We start from the raw sequence: 20,519 nt of genomic DNA, 5'->3' as shown, positions 1-20,519 counted from the left end.
GTAAAAGTAATAAAGCAAAAATTTAAAATGGTCTTTTTAATGTTCAAAATCATTAAGAAGATATTAAATTTTATTTATCGGTATAAAATGCAATAAGATGTAGCGAACTTAGAGTTTTTAATCTCGATTAAACCGCTTACCTTTAAAATAACATCCCTGTTAGTTCATTAATTATTTTAATCTTTTAATTCTACACTTATGTTAGAAAATTTAAATGAAATGGTGCGTGAAAACGTACAGGAAAGTGTTGTTAACAATGCCGCTATTCCAAACGAGCATAATGAAGCGGTAATTCAGGCTGCTTCGGGATCTATTTTCGATAGCCTGAAAGATCAGGTATCATCAGGTAATATTGGCGCCTTGACTGATATTTTTAATGGAAATAAAGCAGAAGGTACTCAGGTTGCCGAACAGGCCTCCGGAAGTTTTATAGATAAATTAAGTGGATTGGGGATTAATGCCGATACTGCAAAATCTTTGGCATCGAGCATCATCCCTGGCTTAATTGCGAAGTTTACCCAAAAAACGAATGATCCTAATGACAGTTCTTTTAATATTAAAGATGTTTTAGGGAGTTTAGGTGGTGGTGATGGTAAGTTTGATGTGAGTGATGTAATTGGCATGTTTAACGGTGGCGGACAGGCACAACAGCCCGGACAAAAAAGTGAAGGTGGAATTGTTGATAAGTTGAAAGGCATGTTTGGGTAGCACCGATAAAAGATAATTATTTAACATGTGCTGTTAAATAATTATCTTCGTCAAAATTTTAAAATATGTTTAGATCGCTCTCACTATTAGCAGCCTGTTGCCTGTTTTTTTCCTGTTTTCTTTTTTCTTCTTGCGAAAAAGAGGGGTTGACCAAAATAGATACCCTAAGAATTATCGATACGCTTGATGTTGATCGACCAATAAATCTAAAAGCAACAAAAGGTATTTATGGATCACGTATAACTGTATCCTGGACACCCATGCCTTTGGCCCAAAAGTATCAATTATATAAATTTGATAATGTGGCTCAAAAATATGTTTTGTTAAAAGAATTGGCTGATACAACTTTTGATGATTCTGCGATTAGTAAATCCTTGACAAAAAATTTTTATAAGGTTAGAACCTACAATAGTCCGAAATCGTTTAGTAGGTTTAGTGATGCTGATTTTGGATATACTTCAGGGTTAAATTACTATCGTGCACTATCTTTTGGCTCGGAGGGGAATGGAATTGGTCAGTTTAGCTTTGCATATCATGTTGAAACAGATAAAACAGGAAATATTTATGTAAGTGACGAGGGATTAAACCGTGTTCAGAAATTTGATATAAATGGAAATTATAAGGAATTATTTTATACTGGCTCGGGAGCCAGAGCAACTGGTTTTTTTAATAATGGAAATTATATAGCAACCCGCACGCAGAGTAGTAGTTACGTCCAAATATTTGATGCCAATAAGCAGTTGATTAGAGAATGGGGCGTTTATGGAACAGGGGATAACGGATTTGGAAACATTGAAGAGCTGACTATTGATGATGAGCAGAATATCTGGATTGTGGATAGCCTAAATGATCGGGTTAAGAAATACGATTCAAATGGGAAGTTACTTTTTACATTTGGTACTGAGGGTAGAGCAAGTGGTCAATTCTATACACCATTAGGCATTTGTTATTTTAAAGGAAACATTTATGTTAGTGATGCGGGCAGGATGCAGGTTTTTGATAAACAAGGCAAATATTTAAAAACATGGAAGGTGTCAGATAACTACTGGGCCATTAAGGCTAAAGGTGATTACTTATATATTGCAGCCGGCGGCTATATTATTAAAACTGATGAAAATGGCGATGTTAGAGAAAAAATAGGACTTGGTCAGTTAGATTTTGCTAGAGGAGTGGCAATTGGTGCTAATGATGAGGTTATTGCCTGTGATATTTATGTAAGAAAGATCGTTATCTATAAAAAAGGTTAATGTTCTAATAGCCATCCCTTGGGATGGCTATTATCGTTTTATACAATTCCATCTCTCCATAAAATTGTTTAGATTAGGGCACCTAAACTAAACAACTACATCATGAAAAAAATATACCTGATTGGTTTTTCCCTGCTTGGATTAAATGCTTTTGCTCAAAAATCGGATTTGAGACCTTTGGTTTCAAAAAAAGCTGATGCCATTGAACAAAAAGTAATTACCTGGAGGCGCGATTTTCACGAGCATCCTGAATTGGGAAATACGGAAGTAAGAACAGCGGGTATTATTGCAAAACACCTCGGGTCACTAGGAATAAAAGTAACTACAGGTGTGGCCAAAACGGGTGTAGTAGGAATTCTAAAAGGTGGTAAACCTGGGCCGGTGGTGGCCCTGCGTGCCGATATGGATGGGCTCCCAGTTACCGAAAGAGTAGATGTGCCCTTTGCATCAAAAGTGAAAACGCAATATAACGGACAAGAAGTTGGTGTAATGCACGCCTGCGGACATGATAGCCATGTGGCCATCTTAATGGGCGTAGCCGAGGTACTGGCTTCAATGCAAAAAGATATTCAGGGAACAGTTAAATTCATATTTCAACCCGCAGAAGAAGGTGTTCCGGCAGGAGATGAAGGCGGTGCCGCTTTAATGATTAAAGAAGGTGTATTAGAAAATCCTAAAGTAGATGTAATTTTTGGACTGCATATCAACTCTCAAACAGAGGTTGGTGAGGTAACTTACCGTCCGGGTGGAACCATGGCAGCAGTAAACGATATGAAAATTACGGTTACCGGCCGACAAGCACATGGCGCTTACCCATGGAGCAGTATCGATCCGGTGGTGATTTCTGCACAAATCATCAATAACCTGCAAACCATTGTAAGTCGAAACTTAAACGTAACTGAAAATCCTGGTGTGGTTACCATAGGTGCTATTAATGGCGGGGTACGATCGAACATTATCCCTGAAAAGGTAGAGATGTTGGGTACGGTACGTAATTTCAGTAAAGAAGATGAAGCCATGTTTATCGAGCGCATTAAAACCATCGTAACCAAAACAGCTGAAGCTGGCGGCGCAACGGCTGAAGTTAAAATTCCATACAGCAATCACTACCCTGTTACCTTTAATAACATCGCACTAACCGAAAAAATGCTGCCAAGTATGCAATCCACAGCAGGTAAGGAACATGTTAAGGTAAAACCGCCCGTTACCGGGGCAGAAGATTTCTCTTTCTTTCAGGAAAAAGTACCGGGTTTATTTGTGTTTTTAGGAGGAATGCCAAAAGGTAAGGATCCATTAAAAGCGCCATCGCACCATACGCCAGATTTTTACCTCGATGAAAGCGGCTTTGTGTTAGGTGTTAAGTTATTATCCAATCTAACGCTGGATTATATGTCGATGAAGAAATAAAGGTGGTTCATTAGTCATTGTGCCTGATTGATTAAAGAAATAAAATTTATTAGCAAACAGTAAAGAATCAGTTTTAACCGAAATCGCTTTGCGCCATGCGCTATGCTCAAAGCGATTTTATATATTTGCTCCATGACCAAAGAACAAATTCAGGATTTAAGGGACAGAGTAACGTCGCTGAGGAGGTATCTTTGACGTTGATGAGCTACTTTACGCCATTCGCGAAGAAGAAAAATTAACAATGGCGCCCGATTTCTGGGACGATCCAAAAAAAGCAGAAAAAATTCTTGCCGAAATCAGTTCAAAGAAAAAATGGACTGATGGGTTTAACCAAACCAATAACGCAGTTGAAGATACTGCCGTGATGTTTGAGTTTTTTCAATCAGGAGATGCTTCGGAAGCAGAATTGAAAGATCAGTTCGAGATCGGCAAAACTGCTGTGGAAGAGCTGGAACTCAAAAATATGTTGCGGAATAAGGAAGACCAGCTTTCTGCTGTACTACAGATTACCGCAGGTGCTGGTGGAACGGAAAGCTGCGATTGGGCTTACATGCTCATGCGGATGTATATGATGTGGGGCGAGAAAAACGGATATAAAATCACCGAGCAAGACAGTCAGGAAGGAGAGGTTGCAGGTATAAAATCGGTTACGCTCCAGTTTGATGGCGATTTTTCTTACGGTTACCTTAAAGGTGAAAATGGTGTGCACCGTTTGGTGCGTATTTCTCCATTTGATTCGAACGCCCGCAGGCATACCTCTTTTGCTTCGGTGTACGTTTATCCATTGGTTGATGATACGATAGAAATTGATATTAATCCTGCGGATATAGAATTTGAAACTTTTAGGGCCGGCGGAGCTGGTGGACAAAATGTAAACAAGGTAGAAACTGCCGTGCGTTTATACCACAAGCCATCGGGTATCATCATTAAAAACCAGGAGTCGAGATCACAGTTGCAGAATAAAGAGAATGCCATCCGTTTATTAAAATCGCAGTTATATGAAATTGAGGAACGCAAGCGCAATGAAGCAACTGCACTGATAGAAGGATCAAAAAAGAAAATTGAGTGGGGTTCGCAGATCAGAAGTTATGTGCTTGATGACAGGCGCGTGAAAGATCACCGCACCAATTATCAAACGTCGAATCCTGATGCGGTTTTAAATGGTGATATCAATGATTTTTTAAAGGCTTATTTAATGGAGTTTTAGTAGATGTATGCCTTTCAGATATAAGCAAAAGAATAGATATGAATATCATCATCGAAGACTTTAATGTAAAAAAAAGCTTATTGGAGTCAAACCAGATAATCTGGAAGACGTTTAGCAATAGACTTAAAATTGTTTCATTGGTCTCCTTCTTGTTAGGAATTGTTATGTACGGCTATTTGCACTACATTGTAAAGAATGAAGAGATAGATTTAAGCATGTTAATTTTCTGTTGGATTGTTGCTTTAAGTACTTTTATTAGGATGTTAAGATCAAAACGTAGTTTTTGGACTAAGTTTGAAAATACTACGAATCTGGCATTTCCTTCAAACACGCGTAAGTTGATAATCACTGATGAAGGCATTGAAGGTATTACCGATAATTATCGATCTTTCGCAAAATGGAATATCCTTACATCGTTTAAAGTTTATGATCAATACATTAGTATAACAAATGTGATGATGCATTCGCAGTTTTTTATTCCGATCCACTTAATGGCCAATGAGGAATATAATTCACTATTATATTATCTTAGAACCACCAAAAAAGAAAGCAAATAAATATGAAGGCTATTTTAATCCTAGCATTGATGTCATTTCTAGTTACAGCGAAAGCACAAGAGGTAATTCCAGTTTATTCAGGAAACATTCCCGGGGCCAAACCAACTCCTGCTGATTATGTAGAAAATACCGAAGTCCGTTCAAATGGAACTTTAAGTATTACCAAAGTATCAATACCTACATTAACTGTTTTTGAAGCACCTAAAAACATTGCCACCGGTACAGCAGTAATTATCTGTCCGGGTGGTGGCTATGGTGCCCTCGCTTTTAGTCACGAAGGAACCGATGTGGCCAAAAGATTTAATGCCATTGGCGTAACTGCTTTTGTGTTAAAGTACCGTTTACCCAGCGATGCCATTATGGTAGATAAAACCTATGGTCCTTTACAGGATGCACAGCAGGCCATTTATCTGATTAGAAAAAATGCTAAAAAGTACGGCATCAAAGCCAATAAAATCGGGATTATGGGTTTCTCTGCAGGCGGTCATTTTGCATCAACCCTAATCGCACATTACAACGACTTAAAAATTGATGATCCTGAAAAAATAAATTTAAAGCCAAATTTCGGAGCATTAATTTATCCCGTTATCAGTTTCGAAGAATCGGTACATACAGGTACGATGAAAAATTTATTGGGACCAAATCCTCCTGAGAACCTTAAACACTATTTTTCTGCCAATAAAAATGTAAACAAAAAAACACCTCCAACTTTTTTTGTACACGCAAAAGATGATAAAACTGTTCCTTACGAAAATAGTGTTTTGATGAACGAAGCATTAAAAAAACACGGTGTTGATACCGATATTTATCTTTTTGAAAAAGGTGGTCATGGTTTTGGCTTAATTAATAAAACATCAGATGTAGATTGGTTTAACTTGCTGGCTGACTGGATGAAAAAAGAGAAATTTTAATATCTTTGCTGATATTTTAACCTCTTAACCAGAAATCTCAATGCAAAAAACAATCAAATATGCCATGGTAGCCTTTGTTGCCATCATCACAATAGCGGGTTGTAAAAAAGAAATTAATTATAACGAACAGCTGCTTGCCAAAGGCAACGGTTGTAAGCTCACCACCCTAAAGGCTGATTTAAATTTTTTGGGCAGTTATACGATCACTTTTGCTTACGACGCTTTGGGACGGATATCGAAAGCAACTACGGGACCTGAAACAAATACTTATACCTATTCTGCCAGCAAAATTACCGCAGTTGATGAGAGTGGTTATATGGCCGAAATTGTTCTCGAAAATGGAAGGGCAGTATCGAGTGGAAGCAAGGGTATAACTATGGTTAGCGGTGTTTTTTACGATTATACACGAAAATATACCTATAACAATGATGGTTATCTGGTTCAGGTAAAGAATTATTTAAATAGCGATTTGAGTACCACTGATAATTTAACTTACTCAAATGGGAATTTGGTAAAAGCTGTATCAGTTAGTGGAGATCTACGTTTCACTGAAACTACTACTTATTCTTATTCGAACGATATTGCCGTTAATACCTACGAAATCTCCGATCCACTTTCATATCATGTTGATTATTTCCCTGGAGGATATTTCGGCAAACAATCTAAAAATGTACTCATTAAAAGTGTATCTAAAACCGTTGATCAGGATGGTAAGCCATTTAGTGACGATGTAATTACTTTCACTTCACAATATGATGCAAAGGGTAATGCCAGTTCACTAAACTTTTCAAATATTTCTACTTTTTACCCTTCTAGCGGGCCTTCTACAACTGAAACTTATAATGCAAAATACAATTTAAGCTATACTTGTAATTAATGGTTTAAAAATATTGGAAAGCCTGATCATGGTTCTTGATCAGGCTTTTGTTTTTAAACGCTTTTTTGTCGTATTCTTATAACTGGTTGACTAAAACGCTCATTTTACCACTCCTTTTTTACGATTTAGCCCCTCATTTTTTAGCAACTTGTCGTCTATATTTGCTTACAGTGATGTCGTTTCGAAACCGATTACTACGCGCCTGATCTAACCAAATTTATAAAAACATATCAACCTGAGTTTATTTTATATGCCATTTTAAAAGGTAACTAATGGTGAATTACGGGTTTTTATGTGTACTTTTTATTGGGTGATCAATTGCTAAATGCTTTACAATTAACCAAATATTTACCTAATTCAAAAAACATGAGAAATGAAAAAATGTGGTGTATGCTATTTGCATGCGCATTTTTATCCCTTTTATCTTGTAAAAAGGATAAAGAAACAGTTCAATCAGAAAATGGTCAGGTTAAAGCCTGGGAAACATTGATTGATGGTAACTCTTTAGCCAGTTATACTGCTTTCGAGGCACAATGGAATTATAATTATCCCTGGGGTACCGATCATAATGGTTCTGCACGTATGGTGGGAAGTACCACCAACCATAGCCAGATTTCGTTGAGTGGCGGGGTATTAACCATTAAAGCTACTCGTTTAGCTTCCTCGCCTGGAAACAGTACGGCCAATGGCTTTACAAACCTGGCAATATGGTACAATTCTGGGGCCTGTTATGCCAAACAGCAGGTGTTGATTAATGATCAGTTTCCCAGTTATACCATTTCGGGCGATTTTGCTGTACCAACCACTAAAGGAACCTGGCCTGCTTTCTGGATCACCGGCGTTAATTCATGGCCACCTGAAAGTGATATTATGGAGTTTAAAGGCAGTAATACCAATTGGCAGAATACCTACGATGGCGGCTGGGAAAATAAACTTACAACAGTTTCTACTGCGGGCTCGTACCATAATTATAAATGCTGGTACAATAAAGTAAGTGCAACCGACGTAGATTGCCATTATTATATCGATAACGTTTGGGTAGCTAAACATACTATGAGCAATTCGGTAAATAAACCGATGTGGCTCATCATTAACATGCAAATGGAAGGTGATAGCGGCTCTCCAGGCCCGTCTGGTAATACTTTTTACACTGGTAAAAATGTTTACATGGGTAGAGAAAGAGCCTTTTAATTGATAGCATCAACATGCATATTGGAGGTAACTTTACAGTTGCCTCCTTTTATAGGATAAAATAAAATATGAAAAAATACCTTGGCTTGTTTGCTGCCATGTTGCTCGTTATTTTACTGGTGCATTGCAAAAAGGATGAAAGGGCTTTGCCTTATCGGGATATTGATTTAGTGATTGATAAAATTAACGCGTTAAGGCAGAACGGATGTAATTGTGGTACTATTTACATGCCACCGGTACCCAATTTAGCACCAAATAAGCAATTACAGGATGCAGCACTTGCCCATGCTCAAGATATGGCGAAGCGGAACTATTTTGATCATCTATCTCCAGAAGGCGGTACGCCAGAGGAACGCGCTTTAAATGCAGCTTATACAGGCGATTTTAGAGCAGAAAATCTGGCTAAAGGATACAGTCATGCTGATCAGGTAATTGTTGCCTGGAAAAAAAGTGTAAGCCATTGCCTGGCAATGATGGATGCTAAAAGTAAACAAGCGGGTGTAGGTATGACTCAAAATTACTGGGTAGTAACCTTTGGAAGCCCCTTATAATTTTTTTATGGTTTTATCAATCACATCCAGCAAGCCATCTGTATAGGCATCATCAGTAAGTTCCCAGAACATGATGCCATTTAGTTTTTGATCAATCACATATTTTGTTTTTAATGATATTGATTTCGGATCATCAAACGTGGCGAGGTATTTTGTTTGAGGATTATAATAGTAAGGCGCCTGGGCCTTTTCATCCCAATAATAGTTGTAACCGTTTTCGCTCGAAAACTGTTTTTTAAAGTTTTTATAAGAAACCCCGCTGATGAATTTTGTAGGTTGATATAAACCCTGGTTGGCATCGGTGCTGTTTTCAAAAATACGGGCATAAAAAGCTGCTCCCAAAGCTATTTTTTGTGCCGGAACGCCTGATTTTATTAAAGCTTTTACACCAAAATCGCCCGATAAATCTTGTTCGGCAGTAGCATATAACGGTGAATGGTGACCACTTTTAACCGCATAACCACTCACCAGGTCGTAACTCATTAAATTCACCCTGTTTACCAAAGGCATTACCTTGTCCCATTCAAAACAAGAATCGATACAGTTTTTCGTCCCGCCGGCCGCAAAACTGATTTCCGCCTTTTTACCCAGTTTTCTTCGCAGTTCTTTAACCAGTAAGGTAAAATTGTGCTTATCATCAACCGTGTACTGGTGCCCGGGATAGCCCATTACCGCAGGATATTCCCAATCGAGATCTATGCCATCGGCACGGAAAAAATCAAGAATTTCTTTAGTGGTTTTGGCAAAAGTTTTCCGTCCGTCAGCCCTGCTGAATACTTCAGAACAAGGCGCGCAGCCACTCCAGCCACCCAGTGCAATCATCACTTTCAAATCAGGATTACGCTTTTTTAATTCTACCATTTTGGTAATCAAAGCCGAATCCTTCGCCGATCTGATATTTAAACTATCACCCTTTAAATGACCGAAACTATAAATCAAATGACTCAATTTTTCGATGGGAAAGCTGTCAATCACCGAATTTTGTCCTGTGTAATACGCAATAACATTCGGTTTTACGGTTTTTTGAGCTTTTGATTGGATACTCAAAAATGATAACGAAGTAATCACTGTAATGCAAAACAGTACAGTAGGGGTGGTAAGCTTTCTTTTATGCATGGGATCTAGGTAAACTATTTTTCGGCAATAATATCCTGTAATTCGTTCAATTCGGCAACTTTATCGGTAGCCCCCGCATTTTCGTAAGCAGAAATCAGGTTTCTGATTACACGGCGGATAATATCGGTATTGCTGCAGGGCCTGTAATATTCTGGTAAGGCTTCTAAATTAAGCTGGCGTAAAAACTGATCCACATCATGTTTACCGAAAATATTGCCACGGTTAAAAGCATTGATATAGAAAAGCACTCCATATTCATTCCCTTCCTGTTTACTATCGTCTATATAGCCTAAAATGAAATGCTGCGGTAAATTAATTCCGTAAACCGGAAGATCCAGTTTTTGAGCTAAAGTAGAATAAATGATGGCCAGCGTAATCTGGTTCCCTTTTTTACTTTCCAGTACCTGGTTTAAATAAGAATTTTGCGGATCATGGTGGTTTTTGGTATTCCCTCCAAAGCCATATTGCTGATATAACACATGGTTGATCAGTTTCACTTTTTCAACTGAGCTCATTTCATATTGCAGGCCCAGCCAGATATCACGTTTAATTTCTTCGATCTGGTTAATTACTTTTTGTTCATCCAGATCAGGATATTGATAGCGGTTAATAATCAGGGCACCTTGCAATAAATCAAAAGCACCACTTAAATACCATAAATTTAAATCTTCTTTAACTGTTTTAAACTGGATCTGGTGTACAATGTTCTCAATACGCTCCTGTAACAGCGCATCAAAAGATTGTTCCCAGGCATTTTCTAAAAAATGGACAACCTGACCGCCATATTCAAGCAGTTTTTTTTCTACATGCTGAAATACTTCCTCATCAGGATCATCCAGCAATTTTACTAAAGCACTTATCTCTGCGTTATTTTCCATAAAACATACATACGTTTGCGGCGTTTAATTACTTTTGCAATATTATGCTATTTCAATTTATAACAGATTACCTTAAACACCGTTTAACAGCAAAAAGCAGGCATGGAACGCATTCACCATTCGTGTACAAGCTAGCTGATGAGGTAATTTACGATTTTACCGACAAATCTGAATACAAAAATATAGAAGAACAGCGAAAAAAACTTTTTAATGACGATTCGATAATTACCGTTACCGATCTCGGAGCGGGGTCTCACCTGAATAAAAACCGTACAAAAAAGGTTAGTCAGATTGCGAAAAATGCATTGAAAAGTCCACGGCTGGCTAAACTAATTTACCGTTTGGCTAAAAATACCCAACCTAAAAGTGCAATAGAGCTGGGTACCTGTTTGGGGATTACCACGGCTTATCTGGCCAAAACAGATCCTGAAACTGAAATTATTACCATTGAAGGCTGTCCGCAAACCGCTGAAGTAGCAAAAAAGAATTTTGAGGATTTAAACCTTGTCAATATCGAACTTCATGTGGGCAATTTCGACCTGATTTTACCAGATATTATTGCCAAACAACCCAGTTTGGATTTCGTTTATATTGATGGAAATCACCGTAAAGATGCGACCCTGAATTATTTTAAATGGTGCCTGCCAAAAGTTAATGAAAATTCGCTGCTTATTTTTGACGATATTTATTGGAGCGAAGGCATGAAAGAAGCCTGGACGGAAATTAAAAACCATCCTGATGTTACCGTAACGGTTGATTTGTTCTGGATCGGATTGGTTTATTTTAAAAAAGGACAGGTAAAAGAACACTTTAAGCTTAAATTTTAAGAATATGAATGTTGAACCGAAATTAGAAGGTATCCAAAAAAGATCGGCATTATTTATTTTGCTGATCAGTCTATTTTCGGGAATTGTAGTTTACCTGGTTTCGTTTTTTATCAAAATGAGTGTACTGGCGCATATCATGTTAGGCTGGGATGTGTTTTGTTTAATCCTGATCAGCCTCCACTGGTACATGTTTTTTCATACTTCTGCAGCCGAAACGCACCTAAAGGCCAGGATGCAGGATGAAACCCGGGGTGAGATTTTTGCCATCGTGGTGGTTTCAACCTTTGCCGGTTTGTTGGCTGTAGTTTTATTGCTCATTAACAAAGATATCGAGCCGCTTGATTTAGTAGTAGCAATTGCCGGCATGTTTTTATCCTGGTTTTTGGTGCATACCACCTTTAGCATGCGTTATGCGCACCTTTATTATGGCGACGATAAGGATGGTAACACAGAAAAAAAAGGCTCAGGACTAGAGTTTCCCGGCGATGATGAACCTGATTTTATTGATTTTGCTTATTTTTCTTTTGTACTGGGCATGACTTTTCAGGTTTCTGATGTAGAAATTTCCGACCGGAAATTGCGTAGACTATCGCTGTTGCACAGTTTAATTGCATTTATCTTTAATACGGTAATCGTGGCCTTAACCATCAATGCCATTGCAGGTTTAAGCAACTAGATTCATCGTCATCTCGACCTAAGTGCAACGGAGTGGAGAGACCTATATGTCGTAATTAAAAAAATCGAAGTTTATGTTTGACCACCTAAGTCACCTTAGGGCATTTAAGCGATAACGTAGCCTGTCATGCTGAGGTACGAAGCATCTGTAACAAAATAAGCATCACATTCAATAGTTTTAGAAAATTAACGGTTCTGCTCTTTTGGCGGTCTTCAGTCCCGCTTTCCGTTTAAAGTCCTCGCTGCGCTGCGGGCTTTCACTACAATCGGGTTTATTAACAACAGTTAAGCTCCTTTGGCGCCATGCATGAACAGACCTTTCCTTATAAACCTGTATTCTATGGTTAATCCAAGCAATTTCTTATTTTTTTTTTATGCTACCAATTGATAGTCTTTTACATATGGCCTGTCATTCGCTACAGCCGAGAATGCCCTACTGACAAGCTTATTTCTAAGTACATTCAAGATTGATGAATGATGTTTCCCTTCTTTTATTTTTCTATCATAATATCTCTTAAATTCATTGTCTTTTTTAATGGTGTTCAATGCGCACATTGTCAATAAGGTTTTGATCCGTTTATTGGCCAGGTGACTGACCTTGGGTTTTGTGTTAAGGGTTGTTCCCGATTTTTTACCAAAAGGGGCCAGGCCGCAGTAACAAGCAAACTTTCTTGGGTTATCAAATAGGGAAAACCCTTGGGTAAGAACCACAATGAACATTGCGGTCTGTGGTCCGATACAATATACTGAGTTGACGAGTCTATATTGTTTTTCCAATAAGGCATCCTCCTTTACATAACACAAAAGTTTTTCCTCTAACAAACTTATCTTATTATCATATTCCTTGATTAATGCCTTTCTGATTTGCAGGGTGAACTCAGCAGATTCCCTGTCAAATTCCTCAAGCTCTCCACAAACATTCTTCAGTGCGGTCTGTTGCTTTACCAGCTGTCTCCTGCATGATAATAGGTATTTGATCTTGCTTATCGTCTTGCTGGGCATACTAAATAAAAAGGCTTTCCGCCTATGGATAAAACCATATTCTGCTATAGCTGCAGCATCTGCCTTGTCTGACTTACCTCTTTTGAGCCCCAGGGACCGCTTTAATCTGAGCGCATTCTCAACCCAGAGGTTTCCACCCTGATCACTAAAAAAAGTACACGCAGGAAGTGCATAGATTCCAGTATCTTCTGCGCAAAAGAACATATCTGATATGGACAGTTTGGTAAGATGATGGATCCAGGTAATCATCTCTGTATAGCCAGCATCACTGTTGGCAAAAGTGCCATGGAAACATTCATCGGGATCCTCAGCAAGAAAAAAGACTACATCTGTTTTCAGTTTTGAAATGTCGATGCCTGCAAATAATTTGTAATTCATAAATTTGGTTATCTTAAGTTGAGATTAAACCTTCATGTTGAATAAAACTAAATCCCTTAATGGTCCTGCCAGACTAAAATTCTATATGGTTCTTGTTCAACAAACGGCAGTGCTCTAATACAGGTTTTAGATCTTTAATCTAGACAGAGTAATAGTGCAGCACTGCCGTTAAGGTTTTATATATTCAAAGTTCATATATTTTTAAGTACTCACAAACCTAAGGGACAGTAGCGGGCATCCCGTCCCGATTTTACATCGGGATCACGGGATAAAGCGAATGGCAGGGCTTCAATTGCCAAGAACCACTGTACTTTCATTTCCTGAAAATAAAATAATAAATTATTTATCTAATAATCAGTTATTTAGTGTTTTAAACTGATTTTTCAGTAATGTAACTTATTTTATAGTTGTAAAACTGAAAAATAAGTTATAGATTTGAGTATGGAAGAATTAACCAAAGCAGAAGAGCGTATTATGCAGGTTTTATGGAAACTGCAAAAAGCATTTGTAAAAGATATTATTGATGAGCTGGAAGAAGAGCCTAAGCCTCCTTATAATACCATTTCATCAATTGTTAGGCTTTTGGAGAAGAAAGGTTATGTTAATTACAAAGCTTATGGAAAAACTTATGAATACTTTCCGGCTATAAGTAAAGATGAGTATGCCAAAACCACTTTCTCCAAACTGTTCTCCGGTTATTTTGATAATTCCCCAAGCAGTCTTTTATCCTTTATGGTAAAAGAAGAAAAGCTGAGTGAAAAGGATATAGAAGAAATTAAAAAGATCATCAACCAAAACTCAAAGCCATGATTTTAATTTATTTGTTAAAGGTTTCGGCCTGCACAATCTTATTCTTTACAGCTTATCGCTTATTATTGGCCGGGCTTACATTTTTTAACCTCAACCGGGCTTATTTATTATTAATGCTGCTGGTAAGTTTTGGTATTCCGGCCATTACTATTGAAAACAGGCATGAAGTGGTGGTTTCCAGCGACCAAATTCCTTCAAAAATCGCCTATAATAATGATGGTTTTATGGAGCGGGATAATGAAGGTGGAGTAAGCACAGTTAATAAAAGTATACACTGGGATCAGCTCCTGATATATGGTTATTGTGCTATCCTGACTATCCTTGTTTTTAGGATGCTGTTTATGATGGTGCGTATCCAGCTCCAATTGCGTAAACATGAGATAGATAAAGATGGCGATGTTATTTTAGTCGATGAGCAATCGGCCATAAAAAACTGCTCTTTTTTTAACCAGATTATTGTCGATTCTTCCTTACAATTAAGTGAAAAGGACCTGATTATAAAACACGAATCAGTCCATGTACAGCAATTACACGCTTTCGATAAACTCCTGGCAAACTTAGCAACCGCTATCCTTTGGTTTAATCCCATCATTTATTTCTGGCGTAATGCAATTGATCATAATCATGAATTTTTGGCCGATCGCGGAACAACCCAATCTGCAGATAAAGAAGTATATGCTTCACTGCTGTTAAACCTGGCGATGCCTGCTAAAAATTTAGTGGTGAATAGTTTTAGTAAACTCCCCTTAAAAAACAGGATTAAAATGTTATACAAAGAACCAAATGTAAAGGTGCAAAAGCTGGCCTATCTGGCCATTCTTCCCGTTTTAATGATTTGTTGTATGGCATTTATAAACAGGGAAGAGGTTATTGTAGCAAAAACAGCAAACGGAAATCAAACCGCTGCAGATGCGCCCAAAAGACCAAATGTTTATGCAATGAACTATTTAACCAGTAATATTAAAGTTAACCCGAATGCTAACCCTGCTTTTAACGAAGTAGAGCCGGTGCTCGTTATTGATGCCGGTCATGGCGGTAAAGATGAAGCTATAGCTGCCCTGGATGGACAAAAAGAAAAAGACCTTAATTTGAGAGCGGTGAAAATACTGAAGAAGGAAGCCGCAAAAAGAGGCATTAAGGTTATCTTAACAAGAAATGCTGACCAGTATATTTCACTTCGCGATCGATTGCCAAAACAGGAAGCTACTGCATTTATTTCTATTCACCATAACGCAGCACTTGCAAATACTGCTGCTCCTTTCAGCGGAATTGAGGTTTACGTTTCTAAACTGAATGGAAATATTAAATCTGCCGAAGATCTGGGCGCCGGTATTTTAGGCAAGTTGAAACAATTGAATGGTTTAGCAGTAAAAGATTCCTTAAAAGATGCAAACCTGCTGTTGCTAAGAGAATCGAAAGTGCCGGCGGTTTTAATTGAAATGGGGAATATCTCGGAAGCGAAAACGCTGGACTACATCAATCAGGAAAAAAATATTCGTAGGATCAGTAACCTGATTTTAGATGGCTTTGTACAGTTCTCAAAACGTGGATGCTAATTAATCAATTATGGAAGCATTAACCTACCTGCTTAAAGTTACCGCCTGCACGGTATTGTTTTTTGGTTTTTATCTGTTGTTTTTGAGAAAACTGACTTTCTTTAAAATCAACCGCTTTTACCTGCTGGGTACCCTGTTGCTGAGTTTTATCATTCCGCTTTTACAATTTGAAATTAAGCGCGAAATGGTGGTTACAGACACCCAAGTTTCGGCCAATGTACCCGAAATAAAACCAGTTAATCCTGCTCCGGTACAGCTTATTCAGCCTGTAATGCTGGAGTATGATCAGCAGGCAAAACCTGAAATCAACTGGTCAGAGATGATTAATGGGGCTTATGTTGGTATTGCTTCACTTTTATTCCTGATCTGTTTGTGGCGGTTGTTCAATTTGCTAAAATATACGGGTAGATACACAAAAAATAGCAATGGTTTAAAGCTCATTTCCAAATCGGCTGGTTTTACCAATTGCTCCTTTTTTAATTATGTTTTTATCGATGAGCGTAATGTAAGTAAGGCTGATCTGGCTGTTTTGCTTAAACACGAAGAAGTGCATGCCAGGCAATTCCACTCTGTAGATAAAATAATGTTAATGGTTTTTAAATCAATTTTATGGTTTAATCCTGTTATTTACTTGTACGATAAGGCTTTAGAGCAGGTGCACGAATATGAGGCCGACGAGATGACTTCAAACGGTTTTGGAAATGAGGTTTATGTCAATCTGTTATTAAAACTGGCCATTAGCAAAAGTGATATGCCCCTGATCCACAATTTTGTAAAAAGCCCCATTAAAGACCGCATTAAAATGTTGTTCCATTCAAAATCTAAAAACATGAAAAAATTAATGTATTTATTGGCATTGCCGGTTGTGGTAGGATTGTTTTGGTTATTTGCTGTACAGGTAGTATATGCACAAAATATAAAGGAGGAAAACAAACCTTCGAAAGATTTTTATGAAGGAACTTTAAAAGGAAAAGTAATCAAAATAGAAAGAGGAGTTATTGGAGGGTATACTTTCGACCTGTTGGCTGACGGAAAGATTTATCCTGTTGAGGCAACCAGGTTTAAAGATAAAATTAAGATCGGTGATGAATTAGTGGCCTACATAACTGGAAAAGCTGTGAGTTTTAAAAAGATGGATAAAAGTGGTAAGGTGATAGCGCAGACTGATAAACCAATCTATTTTCCGGCAAAAATTACAACTTCGGACGGAACCTTGATTTATGAGGAAAAAATAGAAAACCATGCCTTTTTATACGAAGCGAATAAGGCTCGCTTTGCTACCTCAAAAATTAAAACAATAGAAAAGTCTGATAATGGCAAGATTGAAAAAATCGTATTAAATGATGGCTTTTTTACCATCAACCTTAACCTTAAAGCTCAAAATATAAAGGATCGTAACTTTAAAGCAGGCGACCAGGTATTGGTTAAATTTATTGGTGAAAAATTGGTGGCCAAAAATACTTATGCTACTGATAAAATGATCGTATTGTATTCTGAGCCTAAAAAATACCTGATCAAAAATGAAGCACTTTACAATCGTTTTTATTTTAATGATGGGAAACAGAAAGTTACTGCAGTAAAAAATGAACCTGTTATAGTTACTGAAGTCACTAAGCCTAAAATCATTTCGTATACTAAACTGAAGGGTGATGTAAAGAATATTGTTTCTTACATGGAAAATGCTGTTATTGAAATAAAAGGTGATTTATTAAAGGCTCGCAAAGTTGAATGGGATAGAAGTACTAGCACCATTACAGCTAGAGGAGCATCTTTTGAGCATAATGGGGAAATAAATATCAGTGATAAAATGATATTTGATTTGGTTAAAAACTCACGCATCACCTTTGAACCCGGGCAAACACAATTTTATGTACCTGACGATGCAGTAAAAAATATTCATTATCAGGCAGATACTATATTGTTAAGTAAAGACAAGTCTATTATTACAATGCTTGGAAACGCGAGTATCTGGAGTGATTTTCATGGTAAATACACTGGTTCAAAAATCATTTACAATTCTGTAGAAAATACGGCAAAAATAATTAATGCTAATGTATATGCTAAAGAAATAAGAAGAGGATTTAGAGCCGATAGCATAAAAATTGATCTTAAAGCAGGGAAAAGCTTGCAATATGGGTATGAAGCTTATAAATTATAAAAACTTCAATGTTTTATTATTAAGCCTTATTTGTACAACTGTCCATGCCCAATTCAAGCTCTCAGGAAAGGTAATCGATCAAGAAAATAAAATTATACCTTTTGTTACCGTTAAAATTTCTGGCACTCAAAATCTGGTCGATTACACCCAAACCGATAGTTTAGGAACTTACCAATTCAAATTACCATCAGGGAAATATTCGGCTGTTTTTTCTGCAATCAATTTTGAAAGCGTAAATCGGTTAGTTACAATAACAGGTAATACTGTAATCAATGTTCAACTCCAAAGAACTCCTTCTATTCTTGCCGATGTTCAGGTGAGTGCTGAAAAAGCATTGATAGAAAAAAAAATCGACAGGACTGTTTTTAATGTAGAGAACAGCATTTCAGCAATCGGAACTGATGCCTTGGAGCTGCTTTCAAAAGTCCCTGGTGTACGGGTGTTGAACGATAAAGTTTCATTGGTGGGCAAAGGCGAGGTTAATGTGATGATCAATGATAAATTGGTGCCTTTATCGGCAGATGAACTCTCGAATTATCTAAAGTCAATTTTATCAGATAACATTGCAAAAATTGAAGTCATTACCAATCCGCCGGCCAAATATGATGCACAGGGAAATAATGGGCTGATCAATATTGTGCTTAAGAAAGTTAACGATGAAGGTTTCAAAGGGTCGGTAAATTCAGCTGCAACCAAAGCAAGTTATTTTACCGCATCTGCTGGCGGGAATTTAAGTTACCGGAAAAACAAAATTACACTTTCTTCAAACTTTAATATCAGGAAAGGCTCAATTGTTCCGTATGAGCAAAGCGATGTATTTTATCCCGCACAAACCTGGAATATTGTAAATAAAGATCGGAATTTTAGAACAGTACCCAGCGGACAGATCGGAATGGATTACCAGGCTTCCAAAAAAACGTTGTTGGGTTTATCTTATAACGGCGGACTGACCAGTTTCCATTCGGAAGAAAATATAAAAACAAGAGTTTATAATGGTAGCAATGGTTTAGATTCGGTATTGAATTCTGATGCGAATGCTAAAATCAAATCTCATTACCGTTCGGCGAATATTTATTTAAAACAAGCTTTAGATTCGACAGGAAAGCAACTCACCATTAATGGCGATTGGTTTACCTATAGGGATGATAAAAACAGATTTTTTAATAATACAAGTTATTTTGAAAACGGAACGGTAATTCCGAATTCCTTTGCCGAATACCTATCGACGAGTAAACAAAATATTGATTTTTTTATCTTAAAAGCAGATGTAGATTTGCCTTATAAAACCTTTAAGTTATCTTTTGGCACAAAACTGAGTTTTATCAAAAACCAGAGCGATCTTGCTTTTTACAAAGTGCTTAATCATCATTATGAAATTGATCCGGGGCAAAACAATCAGTTTAATTACCATGAAAATACCCAGGCACTCTATCTTAATTTCAATAAAACGATCAAAAAATGGGATTTTCAGGCCGGATTAAGGGGGGAATACACGCAGATTGAAGGAATATCGGTTAATGAACGTAATAAGGATGATTATTTGCGACTTTTTCCTACACTTTACGTGATTTACAGGGCAAATGATAAAAATACTTTTTCGGTCAACTATGGCCGCCGTATTAACCGGACACCTTACCGTAAATTAAACCCTATTCGCTGGTATAGTAATCAGTATGCCTATGCAGAAGGTAATCCTTTTTTGCAACCTTCTTATAATGATAATATCGAATTTTCCCATACCTATAATATATTTACCACTTCGCTATCTTTCAGCAAAACGACAAATGGTTATAATGATGTTAATTTTATTGATCCGGAGACAAATATCCAGGCCTCCAAACCGGTTAATTTTATAACTGGCTATCACTATCAATTGAGTAATGCCATTACTTTTAATGCGCTGAAGGGTTGGGAAAGTATTAATCAGCTTGATGTTTTTTACAATGCATCCAATTCAGGTATTGCCCAAACGCTTGGTAGCTTAAATGGATTTGGGGCTTACTTTTCTACACTCAATCAGTTTGTTTTCAACCAATCGAAAACTATTTTAGGCGAAGTAAGCCTGTGGTACCAGTTCCCAACTGTTGATGGACTGAACCAGAATAAAAGTCAGTATAACCTCGACTTAGGGATTAAAACTTTATTACTCAGTAAAAAAATACAATTGGCCATTACGGCAAGTGATATTTTAAAAACAAACCAATATCGATATAGCAGTCTCGTTAATAACATCAGGCAGGAATACAATAATTATTACGATAGCCGCCAGCTGCGGATCACCTTCCGTTATAATTTCGGTAATGAAAAAATTAGACAGCAGGATAGGAAGTTAGGGAATGAAGAGGAGCGGAAGAGGAACAATTGATTATGGAAGATGTAATATGGATGATGGAAAATGGAAGAAAGAGGATTTTTTTTGCTGAGTTTTTCTGCATTAATATTGCTATAAAGATTCCTTCGACT

Annotated in this window: 18 protein-coding genes; 15 read left to right on the top strand and 3 right to left on the bottom strand. The window is 37.4% G+C overall.

The annotated features are described in order from the left end of the window. The first annotated feature begins 198 nt into the window (after nucleotides 1-198). The 9 genes from H9L23_RS19230 (at nucleotide 199) to H9L23_RS19190 (ending at nucleotide 8,656) form a co-directional block, all read left to right on the top strand. The gene (locus H9L23_RS19230; protein ID WP_187591862.1) at nucleotides 199-708 is read left to right on the top strand and encodes a hypothetical protein; all 510 of its coding nucleotides are present in this window, start codon (nucleotides 199-201) and stop codon (nucleotides 706-708) included. Nucleotides 709-773: 65 nt separating this feature from the next. Further along, nucleotides 774-1,955 (top strand): NHL repeat-containing protein, encoded by a 1,182-nt coding sequence (locus tag H9L23_RS19225; protein ID WP_187591861.1) that lies wholly within the window; start codon nucleotides 774-776, stop codon nucleotides 1,953-1,955. A gap of 102 nt (nucleotides 1,956-2,057) precedes the next feature. Beyond that, nucleotides 2,058-3,362 (top strand): amidohydrolase, encoded by a 1,305-nt coding sequence (locus tag H9L23_RS19220; RefSeq protein WP_187591860.1) that lies wholly within the window; start codon nucleotides 2,058-2,060, stop codon nucleotides 3,360-3,362. A gap of 132 nt (nucleotides 3,363-3,494) precedes the next feature. Then, nucleotides 3,495-4,569 (top strand): peptide chain release factor 2 gene (gene prfB / locus H9L23_RS19215; RefSeq protein ID WP_115684151.1). Its coding sequence is split into 2 segments (ribosomal slippage): nucleotides 3,495-3,554 and nucleotides 3,556-4,569, totalling 1,074 coding nucleotides; the frame shifts between segments, so codons are not numbered across the junction. A gap of 338 nt (nucleotides 4,570-4,907) precedes the next feature. Further along, complete coding sequence (locus H9L23_RS19210) at nucleotides 4,908-5,126, top strand: hypothetical protein (RefSeq protein WP_187591859.1); 219 nt, start codon at nucleotides 4,908-4,910, stop codon at nucleotides 5,124-5,126. A 29-nt stretch (nucleotides 5,127-5,155) separates the two neighbouring features. Next, nucleotides 5,156-6,037 carry an alpha/beta hydrolase gene (locus H9L23_RS19205; protein WP_246474743.1) on the top strand — a complete coding sequence of 294 codons (882 nt, stop codon included), beginning with the start codon at nucleotides 5,156-5,158 and terminating at the stop codon, nucleotides 6,035-6,037. A gap of 40 nt (nucleotides 6,038-6,077) precedes the next feature. Then, nucleotides 6,078-6,914: a DUF4595 domain-containing protein gene (locus H9L23_RS19200; RefSeq protein ID WP_187591857.1), complete on the top strand. Its 837-nt coding sequence runs from the start codon at nucleotides 6,078-6,080 to the stop codon at nucleotides 6,912-6,914. 366 nt (nucleotides 6,915-7,280) lie between these two features. Continuing rightward, entirely contained in the window at nucleotides 7,281-8,105 is an 825-nt protein-coding gene (locus H9L23_RS19195) for a LamG domain-containing protein (protein WP_187591856.1), read from the top strand. 68 nt (nucleotides 8,106-8,173) lie between these two features. Then, entirely contained in the window at nucleotides 8,174-8,656 is a 483-nt protein-coding gene (locus tag H9L23_RS19190) for a CAP domain-containing protein (protein ID WP_187591855.1), read from the top strand. Here H9L23_RS19190 and H9L23_RS19185 read toward each other — a convergent pair. After that, complete coding sequence (locus H9L23_RS19185) at nucleotides 8,651-9,772, bottom strand: glycoside hydrolase family 18 protein (protein WP_187591854.1); 1,122 nt, start codon at nucleotides 9,770-9,772, stop codon at nucleotides 8,651-8,653. The two genes, H9L23_RS19190 and H9L23_RS19185, sit on opposite strands and share 6 nt — an antisense overlap. Before the next feature lie 14 nt (nucleotides 9,773-9,786). Then, nucleotides 9,787-10,650: a transglutaminase-like domain-containing protein gene (locus H9L23_RS19180; protein WP_187591853.1), complete on the bottom strand. Its 864-nt coding sequence runs from the start codon at nucleotides 10,648-10,650 to the stop codon at nucleotides 9,787-9,789. A gap of 44 nt (nucleotides 10,651-10,694) precedes the next feature. Between H9L23_RS19180 and H9L23_RS19175 the strand changes: the two genes are divergently transcribed. Next, the gene (locus H9L23_RS19175; RefSeq protein WP_187591852.1) at nucleotides 10,695-11,477 is read left to right on the top strand and encodes an O-methyltransferase; all 783 of its coding nucleotides are present in this window, start codon (nucleotides 10,695-10,697) and stop codon (nucleotides 11,475-11,477) included. Nucleotides 11,478-11,481: 4 nt separating this feature from the next. Then, nucleotides 11,482-12,153, top strand: a complete 672-nt coding sequence (locus H9L23_RS19170) for a DUF1345 domain-containing protein (protein WP_187591851.1) — start codon at nucleotides 11,482-11,484, stop codon at nucleotides 12,151-12,153. Between the two features lie 371 nt (nucleotides 12,154-12,524). Here the strand turns inward: H9L23_RS19170 and H9L23_RS19165 are convergent, their stop codons facing one another. Then, the gene (locus tag H9L23_RS19165; RefSeq protein ID WP_187591850.1) at nucleotides 12,525-13,532 is read right to left on the bottom strand and encodes an IS110 family RNA-guided transposase; all 1,008 of its coding nucleotides are present in this window, start codon (nucleotides 13,530-13,532) and stop codon (nucleotides 12,525-12,527) included. A gap of 441 nt (nucleotides 13,533-13,973) precedes the next feature. On the opposite strand from H9L23_RS19165, the gene H9L23_RS19160 reads away from it, so the two are divergent. From H9L23_RS19160 to H9L23_RS19145, 4 genes are read left to right on the top strand one after another with little or no spacing between them, the layout of a single operon-like run. Further along, a complete protein-coding gene (locus H9L23_RS19160) occupies nucleotides 13,974-14,342 on the top strand; it encodes a BlaI/MecI/CopY family transcriptional regulator (protein ID WP_029985772.1) in 369 nt (122 codons plus the stop codon). Then, on the top strand, nucleotides 14,339-15,898 hold the full coding sequence (locus tag H9L23_RS19155; RefSeq protein ID WP_187591849.1) for an N-acetylmuramoyl-L-alanine amidase: 1,560 nt from the start codon (nucleotides 14,339-14,341) through the stop codon (nucleotides 15,896-15,898). The genes H9L23_RS19160 and H9L23_RS19155 overlap by 4 nt, the downstream gene beginning before the upstream one ends. Before the next feature lie 10 nt (nucleotides 15,899-15,908). Further along, nucleotides 15,909-18,056 carry a M56 family metallopeptidase gene (locus H9L23_RS19150; RefSeq protein ID WP_187591848.1) on the top strand — a complete coding sequence of 716 codons (2,148 nt, stop codon included), beginning with the start codon at nucleotides 15,909-15,911 and terminating at the stop codon, nucleotides 18,054-18,056. Then, on the top strand, nucleotides 18,037-20,421 hold the full coding sequence (locus H9L23_RS19145) for an outer membrane beta-barrel family protein (RefSeq protein ID WP_187591847.1): 2,385 nt from the start codon (nucleotides 18,037-18,039) through the stop codon (nucleotides 20,419-20,421). The genes H9L23_RS19150 and H9L23_RS19145 overlap by 20 nt, the downstream gene beginning before the upstream one ends. Nucleotides 20,422-20,519 lie beyond the last annotated feature (98 nt).

The organism is Pedobacter roseus (genome assembly GCF_014395225.1).
In the GTDB taxonomy this organism is placed as follows: domain Bacteria; phylum Bacteroidota; class Bacteroidia; order Sphingobacteriales; family Sphingobacteriaceae; genus Pedobacter; species Pedobacter roseus.
The sequence above is the reverse complement of the archived record's forward strand: the minus strand, read 5'-3'. Positions and strand labels throughout refer to the sequence as shown.